This is a genomic window from Bradyrhizobium iriomotense (assembly GCF_018130765.1).
Lineage (GTDB): Bacteria > Pseudomonadota > Alphaproteobacteria > Rhizobiales > Xanthobacteraceae > Bradyrhizobium > Bradyrhizobium iriomotense_A.
In genome coordinates this window covers 81254-99617 of the sequence record NZ_JAFCJZ010000020.1, presented here as the reverse complement: position 1 = coordinate 99617, position 18364 = coordinate 81254, and the positions used below count along the sequence as shown (strand labels likewise).

Sequence of the window (18364 nt, the reverse complement as noted above, 5' to 3'; positions counted from 1 at the left end):
ATCTCAGTCCTCGACCGGCAATCCGTCGCCGTGCACATACCACGCCGCGCGCGATGCCCACTGCACGTGCCGGTCGGGTGTCGTCCCCAGCGGCTCGTCGAACGCGCCGGCATGGACAATCGCCTCGCGTCCGCTGCGCGTGAGGTGCGGCATCGGGCTGCCGCAAATCCTGCAGAATGCGGTCGCAAAGCTCCGCGCATTGGGCAGATCGAAGCGCGTGACGGATGTTTCCCCGCGCAGCCAGCGCAGAGCCTCTGCCTTCACGATCACCTCGCAGGCATGCGCGGTCCCGGTCGCCTTGCGGCAGCGCGAGCAGTGGCAGTTGAGGAAACGATCGAACGGACCCTCGACCTCGAAGGCGACGGCGCCGCACAGGCAGCTTCCGCGGAAGGTGGCCATCTCATTCTCCCTCCGGCTCGGCCGGTTTCTCGGCCGCCTCCTCGGTGTGCACCGGAGGCCCGCCATGCGCGCCGCGCAGCCGGATCATGGTGTCGATCACATCCACGTCGATCTTCAGCATGTCGAGATCGCGCGTCATCTCGCGCACCTCCTGGCCCTTGCGCGCCAGCTCCTCGGAGACGTCGACCGCCATCTTGCGCTCGGTCACGTTGCCCTGTGTGTTGACGAACAGCTTTGCGCGCATCCATTCCAGCCGCGCCCGCTGGGTGTCGCGCTCGAACTTCTTCTCGGCATAGCGGCGCCGCGCCTCGGCATAGGCGCCGATCAGCGCGGTCTCCGGCAGGCTCCACAATTGCTCGACCGACATGGTCATGCCGTTCAGGTCCCGGGTTCGGCTCGGCGGAGGCTTGCTCCGCACCCCATCAGACCCTTCCGGCCGGAAATTCTCAAGAGGGCGCCGGCGATTCCGCGCCCGGCAAGTTCACGCGAATTGCGCGATGCCGTGGCCGACGGACCAGTTCTCCGCGGGGGCATCGAGCACGTTCACGAACACGTCCTCGGGCCGGATGCCCGGACTCACGCCGAGCAGCTCCGCGATCCGCCGGTACAGCGCCTTCTTCTGCTCCGGGGTGCGCGAGGCGAACACGGTGATCTGGATCAGCACGGCGTCCTCGCTGCGGCTGACGCCGTAGGCATTGCCGCAGCGGAAGTTCGCGGGCGAAAGCTCGCTGATGGTCATGAACTCGTCGCCATCAGGGACGTTCAGCGCCTCGCGCATGGCGCGGTAGAGACTGTCGAGGATCGCGCGGCGATAGGCTTCCGGCTTTCCGGCGCGCATCGAGATGTGGAGGAGAGGCATCGTAGGTCCCTCTGCATGCGGGCCCGATCGGCCAGGCGCATCATCCGCGCCGGCCGTCGGCTTATTGACGAAACGGGATATCAATCCCACTTTGTTTTTGACACGATGTCGAGAAACCATGTTCTTGACGTTGTGTCAAATACTATTGGAGGAGCAGCATTTGAGGCCGCGCGAGTTCGACCATGACGATGTCCTGCGCATCGCGTTCGACCAGTTCTGGCGCAAGGGCGTCCGCGGCACCTCGCTGTCGGACATCGCGCGCGACGCCGGTGTCCAGCGCGGCAGCCTCTATAACGCCTTCGGCAGCAAGGAAGCGCTGTTCCTGCAGGCCTATGAGCGTTACGCGGGCGACTATCTGCTCGGCCTGCAAAAGGCGCTCGGGACGGGGTCTTTGCGCAAACGCCTCACCACGTTCTTCGAGCTGACGATCGCCAATTTCCGTTCCGGCTCGCCGCCGCGGGGATGTCCGACCACGCGCGGCTTGATGGAGCTCGGCGCGGCGGAAGGCGAAGGGCTGGATGAAGAGGCGCGCCAAGTCTTTGCGAGCCTCGTCTCCCGCATCACCGCGCTGGTTCAGGACACGTTGTCGGCGGGCGCCAGGCGCGGCGAGTTCAACGGCAATCCCGCAGTCGCAGCGCTGCATATCATTACGGTGACGCGCGGCCTTGCCGTGCTCGAACGCGCCTACGGCGACGAAGCCCAGCTGCGCAAGATCGCCGCGCACACGATCGATCTCGTGCTCGACAAGAAGGGTGGTTAGGTGTCAGCAGATTGCAAGCGCGTTGACTGCTCGCGTTGTCGCAATCTCGTTCTCGTTGCCGACGAACTGGCTGACGACCGATTCAAGTTCGCCAGGCTGCTTGCTGCGGGCGATCGCCAGCAGTCGCATCAACTCTGCCTCGTCCTTCGACAGGCGCTTGCAGGATGGCGGCATGAGGCACAGCTCGCACGGCCGGCCGCTGCGCAGGATCCTGACCAGCGCAGCCGCGCGTGCGACCAGCAGCGGGCTGTCGGCAATGCCGGGCGCCTCGTCCGCAAAGCGATAGGCCGCTTCCCAGCAATCTGATGCGCCGGTCGCATAGGCAGCTCCAATGAAGCGGAACAGCGACAGCGCGACGCGGGAAAACTGGTCGTAGCTTTCGACGTTCGGACGGTTCGCAAGCGCGGCTTGAAGTGGACAGAGCCGCGGCTGGTCCGCGTCCGGATCCGGCGCAGAATCGCAAATGGCCTGCATCATGAACGATCTCGTCAATGCAATGTGGGGCTGCCCACGAACCAGCTCTTCATCGCCATCATGCGGTCATGGCCGCGTGAGGCGACGTGCCGGTCAGGCAGGATGAGGCCGGCCATGCGGAAGATCGTCGCGAGGCCCCGCACCGGCGCCAGCGCCCAATCCGCGCCCACCGGCGGCAGCCAGTACTCGAACTGCTCACGCGCGACATCGTCGCGCTCTTTCTGCGCGGCGGCGATTGCCCGCAGGATGCCGCACTCGCTCTCCGACATGCGCGGACAGGTGGGGCAGTGCACCTCGATCGCGGTATGCGCCGTGCAGGCGAAGATCTCGATGATGGATTCCAGCGACGGCACGGCGTCGCCGACGCGAAAATGGTCGTACACCTGCTGGATGTCGGCCGCCGTCGGAACGGCGCTGCCGCTTCGCGCCTTGGCACGAAATCCCCAGACGAAGAGCCGCTCCGCCGCGGTCAGTGCGGGCAGCTCGAGGGGCCTTGCGTATGTCGATTGATGCATTGAGTTCTGGCCTTTGGCGGCGCGCAGCGCTTTCTGCTGGCGCTGATGATCTGTGCCGATCGTTCGGCCAGAGGCTTCGCCAAGTCAACGCACGGAGGGCCGATATCGAGGTCTTCTAGATTTGAAAAGCTTGGATTTCCGCACGGCCAGCCTGGCAAGCCCGCAGCATGCCGCCGGCCGTCCCACGCAATCCTGCGGGCGTTCGGGACCCGAATGCTTAAAGCTTTGCTAAGGAGAGCAGGATAATCTCGCATATCACCATTGCCAATTCTTGCGAGCCCTGATGATTTTCTCCCGTATCAGTTTCAAGCTGGTCCTCATTGTCGGCATCAGCCTTCTCGGCATGATCGCGCTGGCGCCGATCGCGCTTTCGACCTTGCGCGCGCAGATGATCGCCGATCGCGAGGCCAAGACGCAGCACATGGTCGACGTCGGCTACGGCATCCTGGCCCATTTCCAGAAGCTCGAGAGCGACGGAAAACTGTCGCGCGAGCAGGCGCAGGCCGCCGCGATCGCGCAAATCAAGAGCCTGCGTTACGACAAGGTCGAGTATTTCTGGATCAACGACATGACCCCCAAGATGGTCATGCACCCGATCAAGCCCGAGCTCGACGGCAAGGATCTCTCCGGGATGAAGGATCCCGCGGGCAACGCGCTGTTCATGGGTTTCGTTGACGTCGTCAACAAGCAGGGCGCGGGCTTCTATGGTTACCTCTGGCCGAAGCCCGGCTTCGACCAGCCGGTCGGAAAAATCTCCTATGTGAAGGGCTTTGCGCCCTGGGGCTGGATCATCGGCACCGGCATCTATCTCGACGACGTCGACGCCGTGTTCCGTCAGAACGCGATGACGTTTGCGCTGGTGTGTCTTATCGTGCTCGTGGTTGTGCTCGGCGCCTCGTTCGTGATCGGCCGCAGTGTCACGAAGCCGCTCGCGAAGATCACCGCGCTGACTGAACGCCTTGCCGCCGGCGACAGTGCGTTCGAGGTGCCCTACACCGATCGTCGCGACGAGGTCGGCGGGCTCGCCAAGGCGCTCGCCGTGTTCAAGGACAATGCGTCGGCGGTGCAGCAGATGCATGCCGAGCAGAACGAGCTGAAGCGCAAGGCGGATGACGAGAAGCGTCGGACGATGGCCGATCTCGCCGGAAAGTTCGAGGCGAGCGTGCAGGCCGTGGTCCGCGACGTCTTCAACGAAGCGCGCGAGATGCAGCAGGCCGCGCAGGGCATGTCGGAGACCGCGAACAAGGCGACCGACCGTGCGAGCTTCGTCGCGACCGCCTGCCAGCAGGCCTCGGCCAACGTGCAGACGGTGGCGTCCGCCGCTGGCCAGCTGTCGTCCTCGATCACCGAGATCAGCCAGCGCGTCGCGCAGGCCGCATCAGTGGCCGACAAGGCCGCCGCCGACGGCCAGCGCACCAACGATACCGTGCAGGGGCTGGCTGCTGCCGCGCACAAGATCGGCGAGGTCATCGACCTCATCAACCAGATCGCCTCGCAGACCAATTTGCTCGCACTCAACGCCACCATCGAGGCGGCGCGTGCGGGCGAAGCCGGCAAGGGCTTTGCGGTGGTCGCCAGCGAAGTCAAATCGCTGGCGAGCCAGACCGCGAAGGCGACCGACGAGATCGGTGCGCAGATCACCGCGATCCAGGCCGAGACCAACCAGGTTGTCGGCAACATCGACAGCATCCGCAAGACCATCATGGAGGTCAACGAGATCTCCTCGTCGATCGCGGCTGCAGTCGAGGAGCAGGGCGCCGCGACGCAGGCGATCGCGCACAGCGTGCAGGAGGCGGCCTCCGGCACCGACCAGGTCTCGCAAAACATCTCCGGCGTTACTGATGCGACCGCCGAGACCGGCCAGGCCGCCGGCCTCGTGCTGCAATCGAGCGGCAGGCTGTCGCAGAAGCTGCAATCGCTCCAGGACGAGGTCAGCACCTTCGTTGCGGGCGTGCGGGCGGCCTAGTATAGCGGGAGGATGGGCCAAAACTCCGATCGGCGCGCGCGCATCCTCCTGATCAATCCGAACAGCAATGAGGCGACCACCGCGATGATGGTGGCGATCGCCAGGTCCGCTGCCGCCGATGGTTTCGACATCGTCGGCGCCACGGCAACGCGTGCGCCCAGGATGATCGTCTCGGCGGCTGCGCTGGAGGCGGCTGCGTCAGAGGTCGAGGAAATCGCGCGTGCCAACAGCTCTGCGTGCGACGGCATCATCGTGTCGGCATTCGGCGATCCCGGTCTCGCCGGGATCAGGGCGGCGATGACGCTGCCTGCCGTGGGCATCGGCGAGTCCGCGATGCTGGAAGCCGGAGAGAACGGTCGCCGGTTTGGCGTGGCGACCACGACGCCGCTGCTGAAAGCGAAGATCGACGCATTGCCTGATACGCTGGGCTTGCGTGCGCTCTACACCGGCACGCGCTTTGCCGACGGCGATCCCGAGGCGCTGATGCGCGATCCGGCGCGGCTGCGGGCGGCGCTGGCCGGCGAGGTCGAGGCCTGCATCGCGCAGGACGGGGCTGAAGCGGTCATCATCGGCGGCGGGCCGCTGGGTGAAGCGGCGCGCGAGCTTCAGCCGATGTTCGCCGTGCCGGTCATCGCGCCGATCCCGTCTGCCGTGCGGCGGATCATTGGTCTCGTCACCGCGTAACGTCTGGTTTTTCCGCGACGCGGCATCGGCCGTACCACGGAAAACTGTTTTCCTTGACATGAACTCTGCCGTGCTCGACCTGTAACGAGGTCGAGCGATGGCGCGTTGCGTCCCTCGCGATAAGAAAAGCAGCACGGGAAAAGACGCCATGAGTGCAGGCCTCAACGAGAAGGATTACCTCGCCACCTTGCGGGGCCTGTGGGACAAGGCCTGGCCGAAGGGCATGCCGCGTTCGCCGAACTATCTGCACGGCGAAGTTCCTCTGACGGAATATCTGCGCGCCTGGGCGAAGCGCAGTCCGGCGCGACCTGCCGTGATCTTCTACGGGCATGTCACCACCTATGCCGATCTGGATCAGCAGAGCGATCGCTTTGCAGCGCTGCTGCAGGCGAAGGGCGTGCGCAAGGGCGACCGCGTCGCCGTCTTCCTGCCGAACTGCCCGCAATTCCATATCGTGTTCTTCGGCATCTTGAAGCTCGGTGCGGTCCACGTCCCCGTCAGCCCGCTGTCGCGCGCGTTCGAATTGTCCTACGAGCTCAACGACACCCAGGCCGAGGTGATTGTGGCGCTGGACCAGCTCATCCCCGTGGTCGAACAGGTGAGGGGCGAGGTGCGGCTGCGCGAGATCATCGTCACCAGCTTCGCCGATGTGGTGCCGGCCGCGCCGGCTTTTCCTGCACCGGATTCGATCCGCACGCCACGCGTCGCCGTCCCAGGCGCAACCGATCTGCTGCCGGCGCTCGCCACGATGTCAGCGCCCACGCCGCTGCCGCCGACCGGCCTCGATGACGTCGCTGCGCTCAACTACACCGGCGGCACCACCGGCATGCCCAAGGGCTGCGTCCATACCCATCGCGACATGGTCTATACGGCGGCCGCCAATTCCGGCATCTCGGTGCTGTCGGATGAGAGCAGCGTGTTCCTGTCGTTCTTCCCCGAATTCTGGATTGCCGGTGAAAACTTCGGCCTGATCTTCCCGCTGTTCTCCGGCGCGACACTGGTCCTGCTCGCGCGCTGGGATGCCGTCGGCGCGATGGCCGCCATCGACAAGTACAAGGTCACGATCACGGCGATGCCGGTCGACGGCGCGGTCGAGCTGATGGACCATCCGCGTTGGCGCGAGTTCGACCTCTCGTCGTTGAAGCAGGTGCGCGTCGTCTCCTTCGTCAAGAAACTCAACGCCGACTACCGCAGGCGCTGGAAGGATCTCACCGGCACGATCCTGATGGAGGCGGCCTGGGGCATGACCGAGACCCACACCTCCAACACCTTCACATCAGGCTTCCAGGACGACGATTTCGATCTCAACAACCAGCCGATCTTCGTTGGCCTGCCGGTCCCCGGCGCCGAGTTCAAGATTACCGATTTCGAGACCGGCGCGCTGTTGCCGCTCGGCGCCGAAGGCGAGATCCGCGTGCGCACGCCGTCGCTGCTCAAGAGCTACTGGAACAAGCCGGAGGCGACCGCGGAATCGCTGATCGACGGCTGGCTGCGTACCGGCGATATCGGCACCATCGACAAGGACGGTTTTCTGCATTTCCTCGGCCGCCGCAAGGAAATGCTCAAGGTCAAGGGTATGAGCGTATTCCCGCCGGAGATCGAGGCGCTGCTCGGGCAGCATCCCAAGGTGCTGGGCTCGGGTGTGGTCGGGCGCGACGATCCTGATAAGGGCCAGGTGCCGGTCGCCTATATCCAGCTCAAGCCGGAGGCGGTCGGCACCATCTCCGCAGAGGACCTGCGCGCCTGGTGTGCCGAGCGCATGGCCGTCTACAAGGTCCCGGAAGTGCGTATTATCGAAGCCCTGCCGCTCACGGCGACGGGCAAGGTGAAGAAGCAGGACCTCGATCCGAATCTTCCTGCTGCTGTCTGAATGAGAGATACGATGTCGTTCAAGAAGCTCCTGATCGCCAACCGCGGCGAGATCGCCATCCGCATCGCACGCGCAGCGGCCGATGCCGGCATCGCGACGGTCGCGATCCATCCGGCTGACGATGCGCTGTCGCTGCACGTGCGCGTTGCCGACGAGGCGGTCGAAATTCCCGGCCGCGGCGCGCGGGCCTATCTCGATATCGAGGCCGTGGTGAAGGTCGCAAAGGCCGCCGGCTGCGATGCCGTGCATCCCGGCTACGGCTTCCTCAGCGAGAACGCGGCGTTCGCAAAGGCCTGCGCGGATGCAGGCATTACTTTTGTTGGGCCGAAGGCGACAGCGCTCGAACTGTTCGGCGACAAGGTCGCGGCCCGGCAACTAGCAAAGCGCTGCGGCGTGCCGATCATCGCCGGCACCAGCGGTCCCTCGAGCCTCGAGGAAATCACTGCGTTCTTCACCTCGCTCGGCAGCAATGCTGCGATCGTGATCAAGGCGATGGCCGGCGGCGGCGGCCGCGGCATGCGGGTGGTGGAGAATGCGTCCGATCTTGCGGAGGCCTATGCACGCTGCCAGTCCGAGGCCAAGGCTGCGTTCGGCTATGACGGCGTCTATGCCGAGCGGCTGATCCGGCAGGCCCGTCATATCGAGGTGCAGATCATCGGCGACCGCCATGGCGCCATCTCCCATCTCTGGGAGCGCGAATGCACCATCCAGCGCCGGCACCAGAAGCTGGTCGAGGTTGCGCCGAGCCCGTCGCTGAGCGATCCCCTGCGCGGCCGCATCATCGAGGCGGCGAAGCAGCTTGCGACAACGGCGGCTTACGACAATCTTGGCACCTTCGAATTCCTGGTCGACGGCACCGCCGAGGACAGCTTTGCCTTCATCGAGGCCAATCCGCGGCTCCAGGTCGAGCACACCGTGACGGAAGAGGTGCTCGGCCTCGATCTTGTCCGCGCCCAGCTCGCGGTTGCCGCGGGCGCTTCGCTGGCGTCCCTCGATCTCGCGCAAGGATCGATCCCGAAGCCGCGTGGCTATGCCATGCAGCTTCGCGTCAACATGGAGACGCTGGACGAGACGGGCGCGACGCATCCCACCGGCGGTGTGCTGGCCGTGTTCGAGCCGCCGTCGGGGCCGGGCGTGCGTGTCGATAGCTTTGGCTATGCCGGCTACAAGACCAGCGCCGCCTTCGACTCGCTGCTGGCCAAGGTGATCGTGCATACGCCGGGTGAAGCCTGGCACGACGTGGTCGCAAAAGCCTCGCGTGCCCTGCGCGAATTCCGGATTGACGGCGTCGTCACCAACATCGCCTTCCTGCAGGCTGTGCTGGCGCATCCCGATTTCAGGACCAACCGCATCGCGACCGATTTCATCGACCGCAACATTGCAAAGCTCGTCGAGGCGGCCGATGGCGCGGCCAAGCCGCTCTACTTTGCGGCGACGGAACACGTCGGTGCCCACGGTTCGGAGACGCACGTTGCCCAAGCGGTGCCCGAAGGCGCGGTGATGGTCGCGGCACCCCTGCAGGGCACCATCGTCACGATCCAGGTGAAGCAAGGCGAGATCGTCCGCCCCGGCCAGCAACTCGCCGTGATCGAGTCCATGAAGATGGAGCATCTGGTCATGGCCGAGCAGGGCGGCCGCGTCATGAATCTCATCGCCGGTGACGGCGTCACGCTGATGCATGGCGAGCCGATCATGTATCTGGAGCCGCTCGACGTCGCGGCCGATAGCACGGCGGCGGAAGCCGATGTCGATCTCGACCACATCCGCCCCGACCTCGCCGAGCTGATTGCGCGCCAGGCCAACACGCTCGACGAAAATCGCCCCGCCTCGGTCGAGCGCCGGCGCAACACCAATCAGCGCACCGCGCGCGAGAACGTCGCCCAGCTCGTCGACGACGGCTCGTTCATGGAATACGGGAGCCTCGCCATCGCGGCGCAGCGGCGCCGGCGCAAGCTCGACGACCTCATCAAGAACACGCCGGCCGATGGCCTCGTCATGGGCGTCGCCACGGTCAACGCCGAGAAGTTCGGCGGAGAAGCTGCGCGCTGCATCGTCGTGGCCTATGACTACACCGTGCTTGCGGGCACGCAGGGCCACATGAACCACAAGAAGATCGACCGCATGCTGACCTTGGCGGAAGACTGGCGCGTGCCGCTGGTGTTTTACGCCGAAGGCGGCGGCGGCCGGCCCGGCGACACCGACCGGCTCGGCATGACCGGCCTTGACGGCCCGTCCTTCGTGCAATTCGCGAGGCTCTCCGGCCTCGTGCCCGTGATCGGCGTCGTCTCCGGCTATTGCTTTGCCGGCAATGCCGCGATGCTCGGCTGCTGCGACGTCATCATCGCCACCAAGAACGCCTCGATTGGCATGGGCGGCCCCGCCATGATCGAGGGCGGTGGGCTCGGCGTCTATCATCCGGCCGAGGTCGGTCCTGTTACGTTCCAGTCGCCGAACGGCGTCATCGACATCCTCGTCGAGGACGAGGAGGAGGCGACATCCGTCGCGCAGAAGTACCTGTCCTATTTCCAGGGCGCAGTGACGGATTGGGAGGCGGCCGACCAGCGCCTGCTCCGCCGCGCCATCCCCGAGAACCGCCTGCGCGTCTACGACATCCGCAGCGTGATCGACCTCGTCGCAGACAAGGATTCGGTGCTGGAGCTGCGCCGCGACTATGGCGTCGGCATGATCACCGCGCTGATCCGCATCGAAGGAAAACCGTTCGGTCTGATCGCCAACAATCCGCGCCATCTCGGCGGCGCGATCGACGCCGATGCCGGCGACAAGGCCGCGCGCTTCCTCCAGCTCTGCGACGCCTTCGATCTGCCGATCGTCTCGCTGTGCGACACGCCCGGTTTCATGGTCGGCCCCGAAGCCGAAAAGACCGCGATCGTGCGGCACGTCTCGCGCATGTTCGTAACAGGCGCGAGCCTCACCGTGCCGCTGTTCGGCATCGTGCTGCGCAAGGGCTATGGCTTGGGCGCCCAGTCGATGATCGGCGGCGGCTTCCACGCCTCGTTCTTCACCGCGGCCTGGCCGACCGGCGAGTTTGGCGGCATGGGCCTGGAGGGCTATGTCCGCCTCGGCTTCCGCAAGGAGATGGAGGCGATCGCCGACGCTGGGGAGCGCGAGACCTATTACCGCAACAAGGTCGCCGAGCTCTACGCCAACGGTAAGGCGGTCTCGATCGCCTCGGTGTTCGAGATCGACAACGTCATCGACCCCGCCGAGACGCGGCGCTGGATCATGGCGGGGCTGCGGTCCGTGCCGAAGCCGCCGGCAAGGACGGCGAAGAAGCGGCCGTGCATCGACACTTGGTGAGGGCGGTGCAGCAATAGTTGCGTTCCCGGTTCCCGATTGACATCCCCGCCTGTGGTGCCAGACTTTGCACAATAATACAGGGTGGAGACGTCCGCGATGGCCAGCCTTTCGGCCTCGAACCATGTCGCCCGTGTCTTGTCCGTCGCCAATCATGTGGCCGACGTCGATGCCTCTTCGCGGATCGCCAATTCCTGGCGGCGCTGCCTGATCGGCCACAAGCTCGATCCCGCCCGCCAGGGCCCGCCGCAGACGCTGACCGAGGCCGAGATCCGGCACGTCGCCGAACCCATGGAGGAGACGATCAGGCTCGCGACGCCCGAGCTCGACGACCTCGCACGCGTGCTGCGCGACGCCGGTTATTGCGTCAATCTCGCGGATGCGAACGCGACCATGCTGTTCAGCCGCCTGCCGGGCGAAGCCGATGCAAGGATGTTTCTGGACTGGAAGATCTACACCGGCTCCAACTTCGCCGAGACGTTCGAGGGCACCAACGGGCTCGGCACCGCGCTCGCCGAGGAGAAGCCGATCCTGGTGCATCGCGACGAGCATTTTCGCGCGCAGTGGCACATGTTCTCCTGCGCCGTGGCGCCGCTGTTCGACCAGGCCGGGCGGCTCGCCGGTGCCATCAACATCACGTCCTGCCGCGAGGACCTTGAGCGCGCCGCGCATCAGCTCGCGCTGGCGGTGACGATGGAGGCGACGCGGCGAATGGAGGGCGCGATCTTCCGCGGCCATTTCCGCAACGCCTGGATCGCGACCCTGCCCGGAGACGGCGGCAGCGGCCTCATCGCCTATGACGACGATCGCCGTATCGTCGGCGCCTGCCGCTCGGCGCGTGCGCTGCTCGGCCTCACCGATGGCCTGATCGCCTCCGGCATCGACCTGTCGCGCTACATCAGGTTCGATCACCACGGCGCGCGTGGCACGGACGAGGCCGTCGAGCTGCGCCGCCCCGATGGCAGTCCGCTGGGTCAGGGACATGTCGCGCCGCCGCTGCGTGCGAGATCGCATGCGCCGCGCCGCGATGCGCCCGCGGACCGCTTCGATGCCCTGCATCGGCTCGCCGGCCGCGATCCGGGTTTGGTCAAAAGCGTGAAGCGGCTCCGAAGCATCGGCGATCACAACCTGCCGGTGCTGCTGCATGGCGAGACCGGCGTCGGCAAGGACGTGTTCGCGCGGGCCATCCACGCTGCCAGCAACCGCGCGCGCAACAACTATGTCGCGCTGAACTGCGCGGCGATGCCGGAAAGCCTGATCGATGCCGAGCTGTTCGGCTACGAGGCCGGCGCCTTCACCGGCGCGCGGCGTGACGGCTCCAAGGGCCTGATCGTGCAGGCCGACGGCGGCACGCTGTTCCTCGACGAGATCGGCGACATGCCGATCGCGCTGCAGACGCGCCTGCTGCGCGTCCTGGAAAATCGTGAAGTCTGGCCCCTCGGCGCGCTGAAGCCCGTGCCGGTCGACATCCGCCTGATCAGCGCGACCCACCGCGATCTCAGTCGCATGGCGGAAGAGGGGGCCTTCCGCGCCGACCTCTATTTCCGCCTGCGCGGCATGGAGGTGCACCTGCCGGCGTTGCGGGAGCGTGCCGACCGCGACGACATCATCCGCCAGATCGCGCGCGAGGAGGCGCCGAATTGCCGGCTCTCGGACGAAGCCTGGGCGCTGCTGGCGGCCTATTCGTATCCCGGCAACATGCGCCAGCTCCGCCATGTGCTGCGGCTCGCCGGCTGCACGGCGGAGAACGGCGTCATCACGGATGCCGATCTCGATCTGCCGCCGTTTGGTGGAAGGACGGAGCCGGATCTCGCGGCGGCCGAGCGTGCGACGATCGTCGAGGCCTTGCGCCAGCATGGCGGCCGCGTGACTGAGGCAGCGCGTGCGCTGAAGCTGAGCCGGGCGACGCTGTATCGCAAGATCAAGCAGCTGAAGATCGAGACGGCGCAGTGACGCTCTTTCTTCCCCTCTCCCCTTGTGGGAGAGGGTGGCTCGCCGCGCAGCGGCGAGACGGGTGAGGGGTTCTCTCCGCGAGCACATCTTTCATCGGAATTCGCGGAGAGAACCCCTCATCCGGCGCTTCGCGCCACCTTCTCCCACAAGGGGAGAAGGAAGGACACCGCGCTTGGAGCGCCGCAATCTTACGAAAAATCCGTCCAGCTCAAATGCCGTGCATCGAGGTCGCCGAGGCCGACCGTCTCGCGCATCTCCTGCGGCGTGTGAAAATGGCCGCGCAGATAGACCAGGGGCTTGGCGGCATCCGCATGCGAGACGCCGCGCACTTCGCCGACGAAGATCGAATGCGTTGTCGTCTCGAACTCCTGCGCCAGCACGCAGTCGAATGCTGCCACCGCATCGGTCAGCACCGGTGCGCCGGTTGCGCCGCGCGTCCATTGCCCGAACGCGAACCGATCGTCGCCATTGACGCCTTTCTGGCCGCTGAAGGTGAGCGCCAGCATCGCGTGATCCTCGTGCAGGAAGTTGATCGCGAAGGCGCCTTCCTCGCGGATGCGCGCGTGCGCACTGGCGTTGCGGTTGACGCAGACGATCAGCGAGGGCGGTGAGTCCGACAGCGAGCAGGCCGACGTCACCGTCAGGCCCGTGCGCTTGCCGTGCTCGGCGCCGACCGTGACCAGCGCCACGGCGCCGGTGCATTGGCGCATCGCCTGCTTGAAATCCTTTGCGTCGATCGTCACGCCATGATCTCCGAAATGGATGCGGGTGCGGCACGATCGCGCCGCACCCGTATCGGGTCAAGCCGCCTTCTTCGCGGAGCCGAGATGCGTCAGGCGCGGCATCACCTCGTTCTTCAGCAGCGAGAGCGAGTGGTGCCAGGCTTCGGCCTTATGCTTGTAGTCGAAGCCGAACACCAGCAGCACGCCGAAGCCGCCGACCTCGTCGTAGATCTTCTCGATCTTCTCGGCGACCGTCGCGGGCGAGCCAACGATCCAGTTCCGCTTGGCGCAATATTCGACGGTGACGTCGCTGTCAGGCACATCAGGGGCGTGCTTCAGATAATCCTTGAAGCCGAAATGGCCGAGCAGCGGCAGGAAGTACTCATGCATCATCCGGCCCATCATGTCGCCGGTCGAGAGCCTCCAGGCCTCCTCGTCGGTGTCGGCGACGAACACCTCGCGCACCAGCCGCCAGTCCTGCCGGTTCGGCTTGCGCCCGGTCTTGGCCGCGCCAATCTCGACCGAGTCCCAATGGCTGCCGACATAGGCCGGATTAAGGTTGAGGCTCATCGGGATGAAGCCGCGCTCGCCGGCGAGCTTCAGGGTGTCCGAGTTCTTCGAGAGGCCCGCAACGCCGATCGGCGGATGCGGCGCCTGCAGTGGCTTGATATGGGGTTTCAGGAAGTCGAACATCGTGTCCGGCTTGGTCACCGTCCAGAACTTGCCCTTGTAGGTGAAGGGCGCGGGATCGGACCAGAGCTTCAGGATGATCTCCAGCGCCTCGCGGGTCATGTCGCGGTTCTGCCCGCTCATGCCGTCGACGTTGAACATGGCCCAGTCGCTCGGCAGCCCCGACGCGGCGACGCCGAAATTGAGCCGGCCCTCGGACATGTGGTCGAGCATCGCGACGCGGTTGGCGAGCTCGGCCGGGTGGTGATAGGGCAAGAGGAAGCCGCCCGGCCCGATGCGAAGCTTTTTGGTCTGCATCAGCGCCTGAGCGATCAGGAGGTCGGGCGTGGGATTGGGTTCCCAGGGCGCGGTGTGGTGCTCGCCGACCCAGGCCTCCTGATAGCCGAGCTCGTCGAGCCAGCGCATCACCTGCAGGTCCCAGTCGTTTCCTTCCTTCAGGCCGCACTCCGGCGGATGCGAAGGCATCGTGAAATAGCCGATCTCCATGGGTTTCCTCTCCATAATTGACGCGTCTTGCTGCGCGGTTCACGGATGTGAGTGGAGACGCTTCAGCAAGCGGTGTGCCACCGCGGTTGCGCCTCAGACCTGCGAGAAAAGGCTGGTTTGCGGCCGCAATAGCCGATATCCCGGGGCGAATTTGCGGGACCCGTCTCATTGTCGCGAGACGGCGTCTTGCCCGTGAGACGAGGATGAGATGACCGAACCCGCTTATGTCGCGGTGGACTGGGGCACCAGCAGTTTTCGCCTGTGGCTGGTCGATCGCGCCGGCCAGGTTCTGGCGGAGCGCCGCAGCGGCGAGGGCATGCTGGTTGCGGCCAAGACCGGCTTCGCTGCCGTGCTGCAATCGCATCTTGCCGCGGTCGAGGCGCCCGCGCATCTGCCGGTTCTCGTCTGCGGCATGGCCGGCGCCAAGACTGGCTGGGTCGAGGCCGGTTATGTCGACACGCCGGCGCCGCTCGCTTCCATCTTGAAGCAAGCTGCGCGCGTGCCGGGCGAGGCGCGCGACATCCGCATCCTGCCCGGCATCGCGCAGCGCGACGCCAGCGCGCCGGACGTGATGCGTGGCGAGGAGACGCAACTGCTCGGCGCGCTTGGCCTCAGTGCTGCCGGCGAGGCGCTGGTCTGCATGCCCGGCACGCATTCGAAATGGGTGCGGGTGAAGGACGGCACCGTCGCGAACTTTTCCACTTTCATGACCGGCGAGCTCTTCAGCGTCGTCTCGCGCGAGACGATCCTCTCGCTCGCGGTCGCCGGCGCAGACGACGCCGAGGATCTTTCGAGCTTCAAGACGGCAGTGAAAGCTGCGTATGAAGCACCGGCCTTCGCCGCCAATCTCCTCTTCGGCGCGCGGGCGCGGCAGCTGCTGTTCGGTGGCACGCCGGCTGCGGCACGCGAAACGCTGTCGGGCACGTTGATCGGTGCCGAGTTGGCGGCGGGGCTCTCCGGCGCTGTGCCGAAAGCCGGTATCACGCTGATTGCCTCGGGTCGCCTGGCAACGCTGTACCGGCACGCCTTCGACGCCCTGTCGGTCACCGTGCAGCCGATCGATGCGGATGAAGCGGTCCGCCGTGGCCTGTCGATGGCGGCTGCGGCGATCTGGACGAAATAGAAGGACTTTTGAGATGAGCATTCCCTTTCCGTCGATGCAGCGCCCGCTGGTCGCGATCCTCCGCGGCGTCAAGCCCGAGGAGACCGAAGCGATCGTCGGCGTGCTGATCGAGGCCGGCATGACCGCGATCGAGATCCCCTTGAATTCGCCCGATCCGTTCCGCTCCATCGCAACCGCCGTGAAGCTCGCGCCCGCCGGCGTGCTGATCGGCGCCGGCACGGTGCTGACCGCCGAAGATGTCGATCGTCTCAACGATGTCGGCGGCAGGCTGATGGTCTCGCCCAATGTCGACACCGAGGTGCTGGCGCTAGCGCATCACCACGGCATGGTGACGTTGCCGGGCGTATTCTCGCCGACCGAGGCGCTGCTCGCGGTGCGCTCCGGCGCATCGGGCCTGAAATTCTTTCCGGCGAGTGTGCTCGGCGCGTCCGGCATCGCCGCGATCCGCGCCGTGCTGCCGGCCGGCGTGATGATCGCCGCCGTCGGCGGCGTCTCCGACCAGAATTTTGCCGAGTACATCAAGGGTGGCGTGACGGCGTTCGGTCTCGGCTCCAGCCTCTACAAGCCCGGCATGGGTGCAGCCGATGTCGCAGCGCGCGCCAAGGCGACGGTCACCGCCTACGATCGGGCGATTGCGAAAGGCTGAAGCCGCAATGAACTAGCCGTGATCCTGCCATAGCTTATTGTGCCGCATTGTGTCGCGATGCTGATGTTCTGGCATCGCAGACATCCGACCGGCGCAGCAGGAGACCGACATGGCGATCAACAACGTGGCCGATCTGTTCGTGGCAACGCTCGAACAGGCCGGTGTCAAGCGCATCTATGGCATTGTCGGAGACAGCCTGAACGCCCTCACCGAGGCGCTGCGTCGCCGCGGCACCATTGAATGGGTCCATGTTCGCCACGAGGAGGTCGCAGCCTTCGCGGCCGCCGGCGAAGCCGAGATGACCGGGAGCCTTGCGGTGTGCGCGGGCTCCTGCGGCCCCGGCAATCTGCATCTGATCAATGGCCTGTTCGACGCGCATCGCAGTCGTGTTCCCGTGCTTGCGATCGCGGCCCAGATTCCCACCGCCGAGATCGGGGGCGGCTATTTCCAGGAAACCCATCCGCAGAACCTGTTCCGCGAATGCAGCCATTATTGCGAGCTGGTCTCGGACCCGAGCCAGCTGCCTTACGTGCTGGAGAACGCCATCCGCGCGGCCGTGGGCCTGCGTGGCGTCGCCGTCGTCGCCATGCCCGGCGACGTCGCGTTCCGCAGCCCGCCCAAGCGCGCGCTGTCGACGGCGCGCGGGCTTGCGCTGGCGGCACCGAAAGTCGTGCCACCGGCAGATGAGCTGAAGGCGCTGGCGGATCTCCTGAACGGCGCCGAGCGCATCACCCTGTTCTGCGGCCGCGGCTGTGCCGGCGCACATGCGCCGCTGATGCAGTTGGCCGAAGCGTTGAAGAGCCCGATCGTGCATGCGCTCGGCGGCAAGGAGCATGTCGAATACGACAACCCCTACGACGTCGGCATGACCGGCTTCATCGGCTTCTCCTCGGGCTACGCCGCCATGCATGCCTGCGACGCGCTGGTGATGCTCGGCACCGATTTCCCCTACAAGCAGTTCTTCCCGACCGATGCGCAGATCGCGCAGATTGACATCCGTCCGGAGAATCTCGGGCGGCGCTGCAAGATCGATCTCGGCCTCGTCGGCGACATCAAGCTGACCATCGAGGCGCTGCTGCCGCTGCTCAAGACCAAGACGCAGCGCAGGCATCTCGACGATGCCATCGCCCATTACAGGAAGGCGCGCGAAGGCCTCGATTCGCTCGCCAAGGGCACGCCGGGCAGCAAGCCGATCCATCCGCAATATCTGGCAAAAATCATCAGCGACCACGCGTCCGACGATGCCGTGTTCACCGCCGATGTCGGCACGCCGACGGTGTGGGCGGCGCGCTATCTCGACATGAACGGGCGGCGGCGGCTGATCGGCTCCTTCGTGCACGGCTCGATGGCCAATGCGATGCCGCAGGCGATCGGCGCGCAAGCCGCCCAGCCCGGCCGTCAGGTGATCTCGCTCTCCGGCGACGGCGGCTTCACCATGCTGATGGGCGACCTCATCACGCTGACGCAGATGAAGCTGCCGGTGAAGGTGGTCGTCTTCAACAACGGCGTGCTCGGCTTCGTCGCGCTGGAGATGAAGGCGGCCGGCTTCGTCGACACTAATGTCGATCTGGAGAACCCCGACTTCGCGGCGATGGCGCGCGCGATGGGCATCTTTGCCAAGCGCGTTGAGGATCCCGGCGAGCTGCCGGGCGCGATGAAGGAGATGCTCGCGCACAACGGCCCGGCGCTGCTCGACGTCGTCACGGCCAAGCAGGAGCTGTCGATGCCGCCGACCATCACGCCTGAGCAGATCAAGGGCTTCAGCCTCTGGGTGCTGCGCGCGGTGATGAACGGCCGCGGCGACGAGGTGCTTGACCTCGCGAAGACGAATTTGCTGCCGCGCTAAGGCATGATCCGGAAAAGTGCGAAGCGGTTTTCCGAAAAGATCATGCGTGAACAACA

Annotated in this window: 16 protein-coding genes; 9 read left to right on the top strand and 7 right to left on the bottom strand. The window is 65.8% G+C overall.

Features of this window, described 5'->3' with window-relative positions; genetic code table 11:
* Positions 1-3: 3 nt before the first annotated feature.
* The 3 genes from JQ635_RS28955 to JQ635_RS28945 form a co-directional block, all read right to left on the bottom strand.
* Positions 4-399 (bottom strand): GFA family protein, encoded by a 396-nt coding sequence (locus JQ635_RS28955; RefSeq protein ID WP_211413181.1) that lies wholly within the window; start codon positions 397-399, stop codon positions 4-6.
* 1 nt (position 400) lies between these two features.
* Positions 401-772 carry a hypothetical protein gene (locus tag JQ635_RS28950; RefSeq protein ID WP_183246485.1) on the bottom strand — a complete coding sequence of 124 codons (372 nt, stop codon included), beginning with the start codon at positions 770-772 and terminating at the stop codon, positions 401-403.
* A gap of 108 nt (positions 773-880) precedes the next feature.
* Positions 881-1258: a tautomerase family protein gene (locus JQ635_RS28945; RefSeq protein WP_211413180.1), complete on the bottom strand. Its 378-nt coding sequence runs from the start codon at positions 1256-1258 to the stop codon at positions 881-883.
* A gap of 160 nt (positions 1259-1418) precedes the next feature.
* On the opposite strand from JQ635_RS28945, the gene JQ635_RS28940 reads away from it, so the two are divergent.
* Positions 1419-2018, top strand: a complete 600-nt coding sequence (locus JQ635_RS28940; protein ID WP_211413241.1) for a TetR/AcrR family transcriptional regulator — start codon at positions 1419-1421, stop codon at positions 2016-2018.
* Between the two features lie 3 nt (positions 2019-2021).
* On the opposite strand, the gene JQ635_RS28935 is transcribed toward JQ635_RS28940, so the two are convergent.
* A complete protein-coding gene (locus tag JQ635_RS28935) occupies positions 2022-2495 on the bottom strand; it encodes a hypothetical protein (protein WP_211413179.1) in 474 nt (157 codons plus the stop codon).
* Between the two features lie 11 nt (positions 2496-2506).
* On the bottom strand, positions 2507-3007 hold the full coding sequence (locus JQ635_RS28930; protein WP_211413178.1) for a hypothetical protein: 501 nt from the start codon (positions 3005-3007) through the stop codon (positions 2507-2509).
* A 283-nt stretch (positions 3008-3290) separates the two neighbouring features.
* On the opposite strand from JQ635_RS28930, the gene JQ635_RS28925 reads away from it, so the two are divergent.
* The 5 genes from JQ635_RS28925 to JQ635_RS28905 all read left to right on the top strand — a co-directional run bounded on the left by JQ635_RS28925 (position 3291) and on the right by JQ635_RS28905 (position 12795).
* On the top strand, positions 3291-4973 hold the full coding sequence (locus JQ635_RS28925) for a methyl-accepting chemotaxis protein (protein ID WP_211413177.1): 1683 nt from the start codon (positions 3291-3293) through the stop codon (positions 4971-4973).
* Positions 4974-4985: 12 nt separating this feature from the next.
* The gene (locus JQ635_RS28920) at positions 4986-5657 is read left to right on the top strand and encodes an aspartate/glutamate racemase family protein (RefSeq protein WP_211413176.1); all 672 of its coding nucleotides are present in this window, start codon (positions 4986-4988) and stop codon (positions 5655-5657) included.
* Between the two features lie 148 nt (positions 5658-5805).
* Positions 5806-7527, top strand: a complete 1722-nt coding sequence (locus tag JQ635_RS28915; protein WP_211413175.1) for an AMP-binding protein — start codon at positions 5806-5808, stop codon at positions 7525-7527.
* A 12-nt stretch (positions 7528-7539) separates the two neighbouring features.
* Positions 7540-10845 (top strand): acetyl-CoA carboxylase family protein, encoded by a 3306-nt coding sequence (locus JQ635_RS28910; RefSeq protein ID WP_211413174.1) that lies wholly within the window; start codon positions 7540-7542, stop codon positions 10843-10845.
* Positions 10846-10941: 96 nt separating this feature from the next.
* Positions 10942-12795, top strand: a complete 1854-nt coding sequence (locus JQ635_RS28905) for a sigma-54-dependent Fis family transcriptional regulator (RefSeq protein WP_211413173.1) — start codon at positions 10942-10944, stop codon at positions 12793-12795.
* Between the two features lie 188 nt (positions 12796-12983).
* Here JQ635_RS28905 and JQ635_RS28900 read toward each other — a convergent pair whose 3' ends face one another.
* Together JQ635_RS28900 and JQ635_RS28895 are read right to left on the bottom strand one after the other, a co-directional pair.
* On the bottom strand, positions 12984-13538 hold the full coding sequence (locus JQ635_RS28900; protein ID WP_211413172.1) for a flavin reductase family protein: 555 nt from the start codon (positions 13536-13538) through the stop codon (positions 12984-12986).
* Between the two features lie 57 nt (positions 13539-13595).
* A complete protein-coding gene (locus tag JQ635_RS28895; protein ID WP_211413171.1) occupies positions 13596-14693 on the bottom strand; it encodes an LLM class flavin-dependent oxidoreductase in 1098 nt (365 codons plus the stop codon).
* 208 nt (positions 14694-14901) lie between these two features.
* Here JQ635_RS28895 and JQ635_RS28890 point away from each other — a divergent pair, with 208 nt between their 5' ends.
* The 3 genes from JQ635_RS28890 to poxB all read left to right on the top strand — a co-directional run bounded on the left by JQ635_RS28890 (position 14902) and on the right by poxB (position 18308).
* Positions 14902-15816, top strand: a complete 915-nt coding sequence (locus JQ635_RS28890; protein ID WP_211413170.1) for a 2-dehydro-3-deoxygalactonokinase — start codon at positions 14902-14904, stop codon at positions 15814-15816.
* 13 nt (positions 15817-15829) lie between these two features.
* Complete coding sequence (locus tag JQ635_RS28885) at positions 15830-16462, top strand: 2-dehydro-3-deoxy-6-phosphogalactonate aldolase (protein WP_211413169.1); 633 nt, start codon at positions 15830-15832, stop codon at positions 16460-16462.
* Positions 16463-16571: 109 nt separating this feature from the next.
* Positions 16572-18308: a ubiquinone-dependent pyruvate dehydrogenase gene (poxB, locus tag JQ635_RS28880; RefSeq protein ID WP_211413168.1), complete on the top strand. Its 1737-nt coding sequence runs from the start codon at positions 16572-16574 to the stop codon at positions 18306-18308.
* The last annotated feature ends 56 nt before the right edge of the window (positions 18309-18364 follow it).

Excerpts from the sequence above, each read along its gene's own strand:
- JQ635_RS28955 (WP_211413181.1), bottom strand. The coding sequence starts at position 399 with ATGGCCACCTTCCGCGGAAGCTGCCTGTGCGGCGCCGTCGCCTTCGAG.
- JQ635_RS28950 (WP_183246485.1), bottom strand. The coding sequence starts at position 772 with ATGACCATGTCGGTCGAGCAATTGTGGAGCCTGCCGGAGACCGCGCTG.
- JQ635_RS28945 (WP_211413180.1), bottom strand. The coding sequence starts at position 1,258 with ATGCCTCTCCTCCACATCTCGATGCGCGCCGGAAAGCCGGAAGCCTAT.
- JQ635_RS28935 (WP_211413179.1), bottom strand. The coding sequence starts at position 2,495 with ATGATGCAGGCCATTTGCGATTCTGCGCCGGATCCGGACGCGGACCAG.
- JQ635_RS28930 (WP_211413178.1), bottom strand. The coding sequence starts at position 3,007 with ATGCATCAATCGACATACGCAAGGCCCCTCGAGCTGCCCGCACTGACC.
- JQ635_RS28925 (WP_211413177.1), top strand. The coding sequence starts at position 3,291 with ATGATTTTCTCCCGTATCAGTTTCAAGCTGGTCCTCATTGTCGGCATC.
- JQ635_RS28920 (WP_211413176.1), top strand. The coding sequence starts at position 4,986 with ATGGGCCAAAACTCCGATCGGCGCGCGCGCATCCTCCTGATCAATCCG.
- JQ635_RS28915 (WP_211413175.1), top strand. The coding sequence starts at position 5,806 with ATGAGTGCAGGCCTCAACGAGAAGGATTACCTCGCCACCTTGCGGGGC.
- JQ635_RS28910 (WP_211413174.1), top strand. The coding sequence starts at position 7,540 with ATGTCGTTCAAGAAGCTCCTGATCGCCAACCGCGGCGAGATCGCCATC.
- JQ635_RS28905 (WP_211413173.1), top strand. The coding sequence starts at position 10,942 with ATGGCCAGCCTTTCGGCCTCGAACCATGTCGCCCGTGTCTTGTCCGTC.
- JQ635_RS28895 (WP_211413171.1), bottom strand. The coding sequence starts at position 14,693 with ATGGAGATCGGCTATTTCACGATGCCTTCGCATCCGCCGGAGTGCGGC.
- JQ635_RS28890 (WP_211413170.1), top strand. The coding sequence starts at position 14,902 with ATGACCGAACCCGCTTATGTCGCGGTGGACTGGGGCACCAGCAGTTTT.
- JQ635_RS28885 (WP_211413169.1), top strand. The coding sequence starts at position 15,830 with ATGAGCATTCCCTTTCCGTCGATGCAGCGCCCGCTGGTCGCGATCCTC.
- poxB (WP_211413168.1), top strand. The coding sequence starts at position 16,572 with ATGGCGATCAACAACGTGGCCGATCTGTTCGTGGCAACGCTCGAACAG.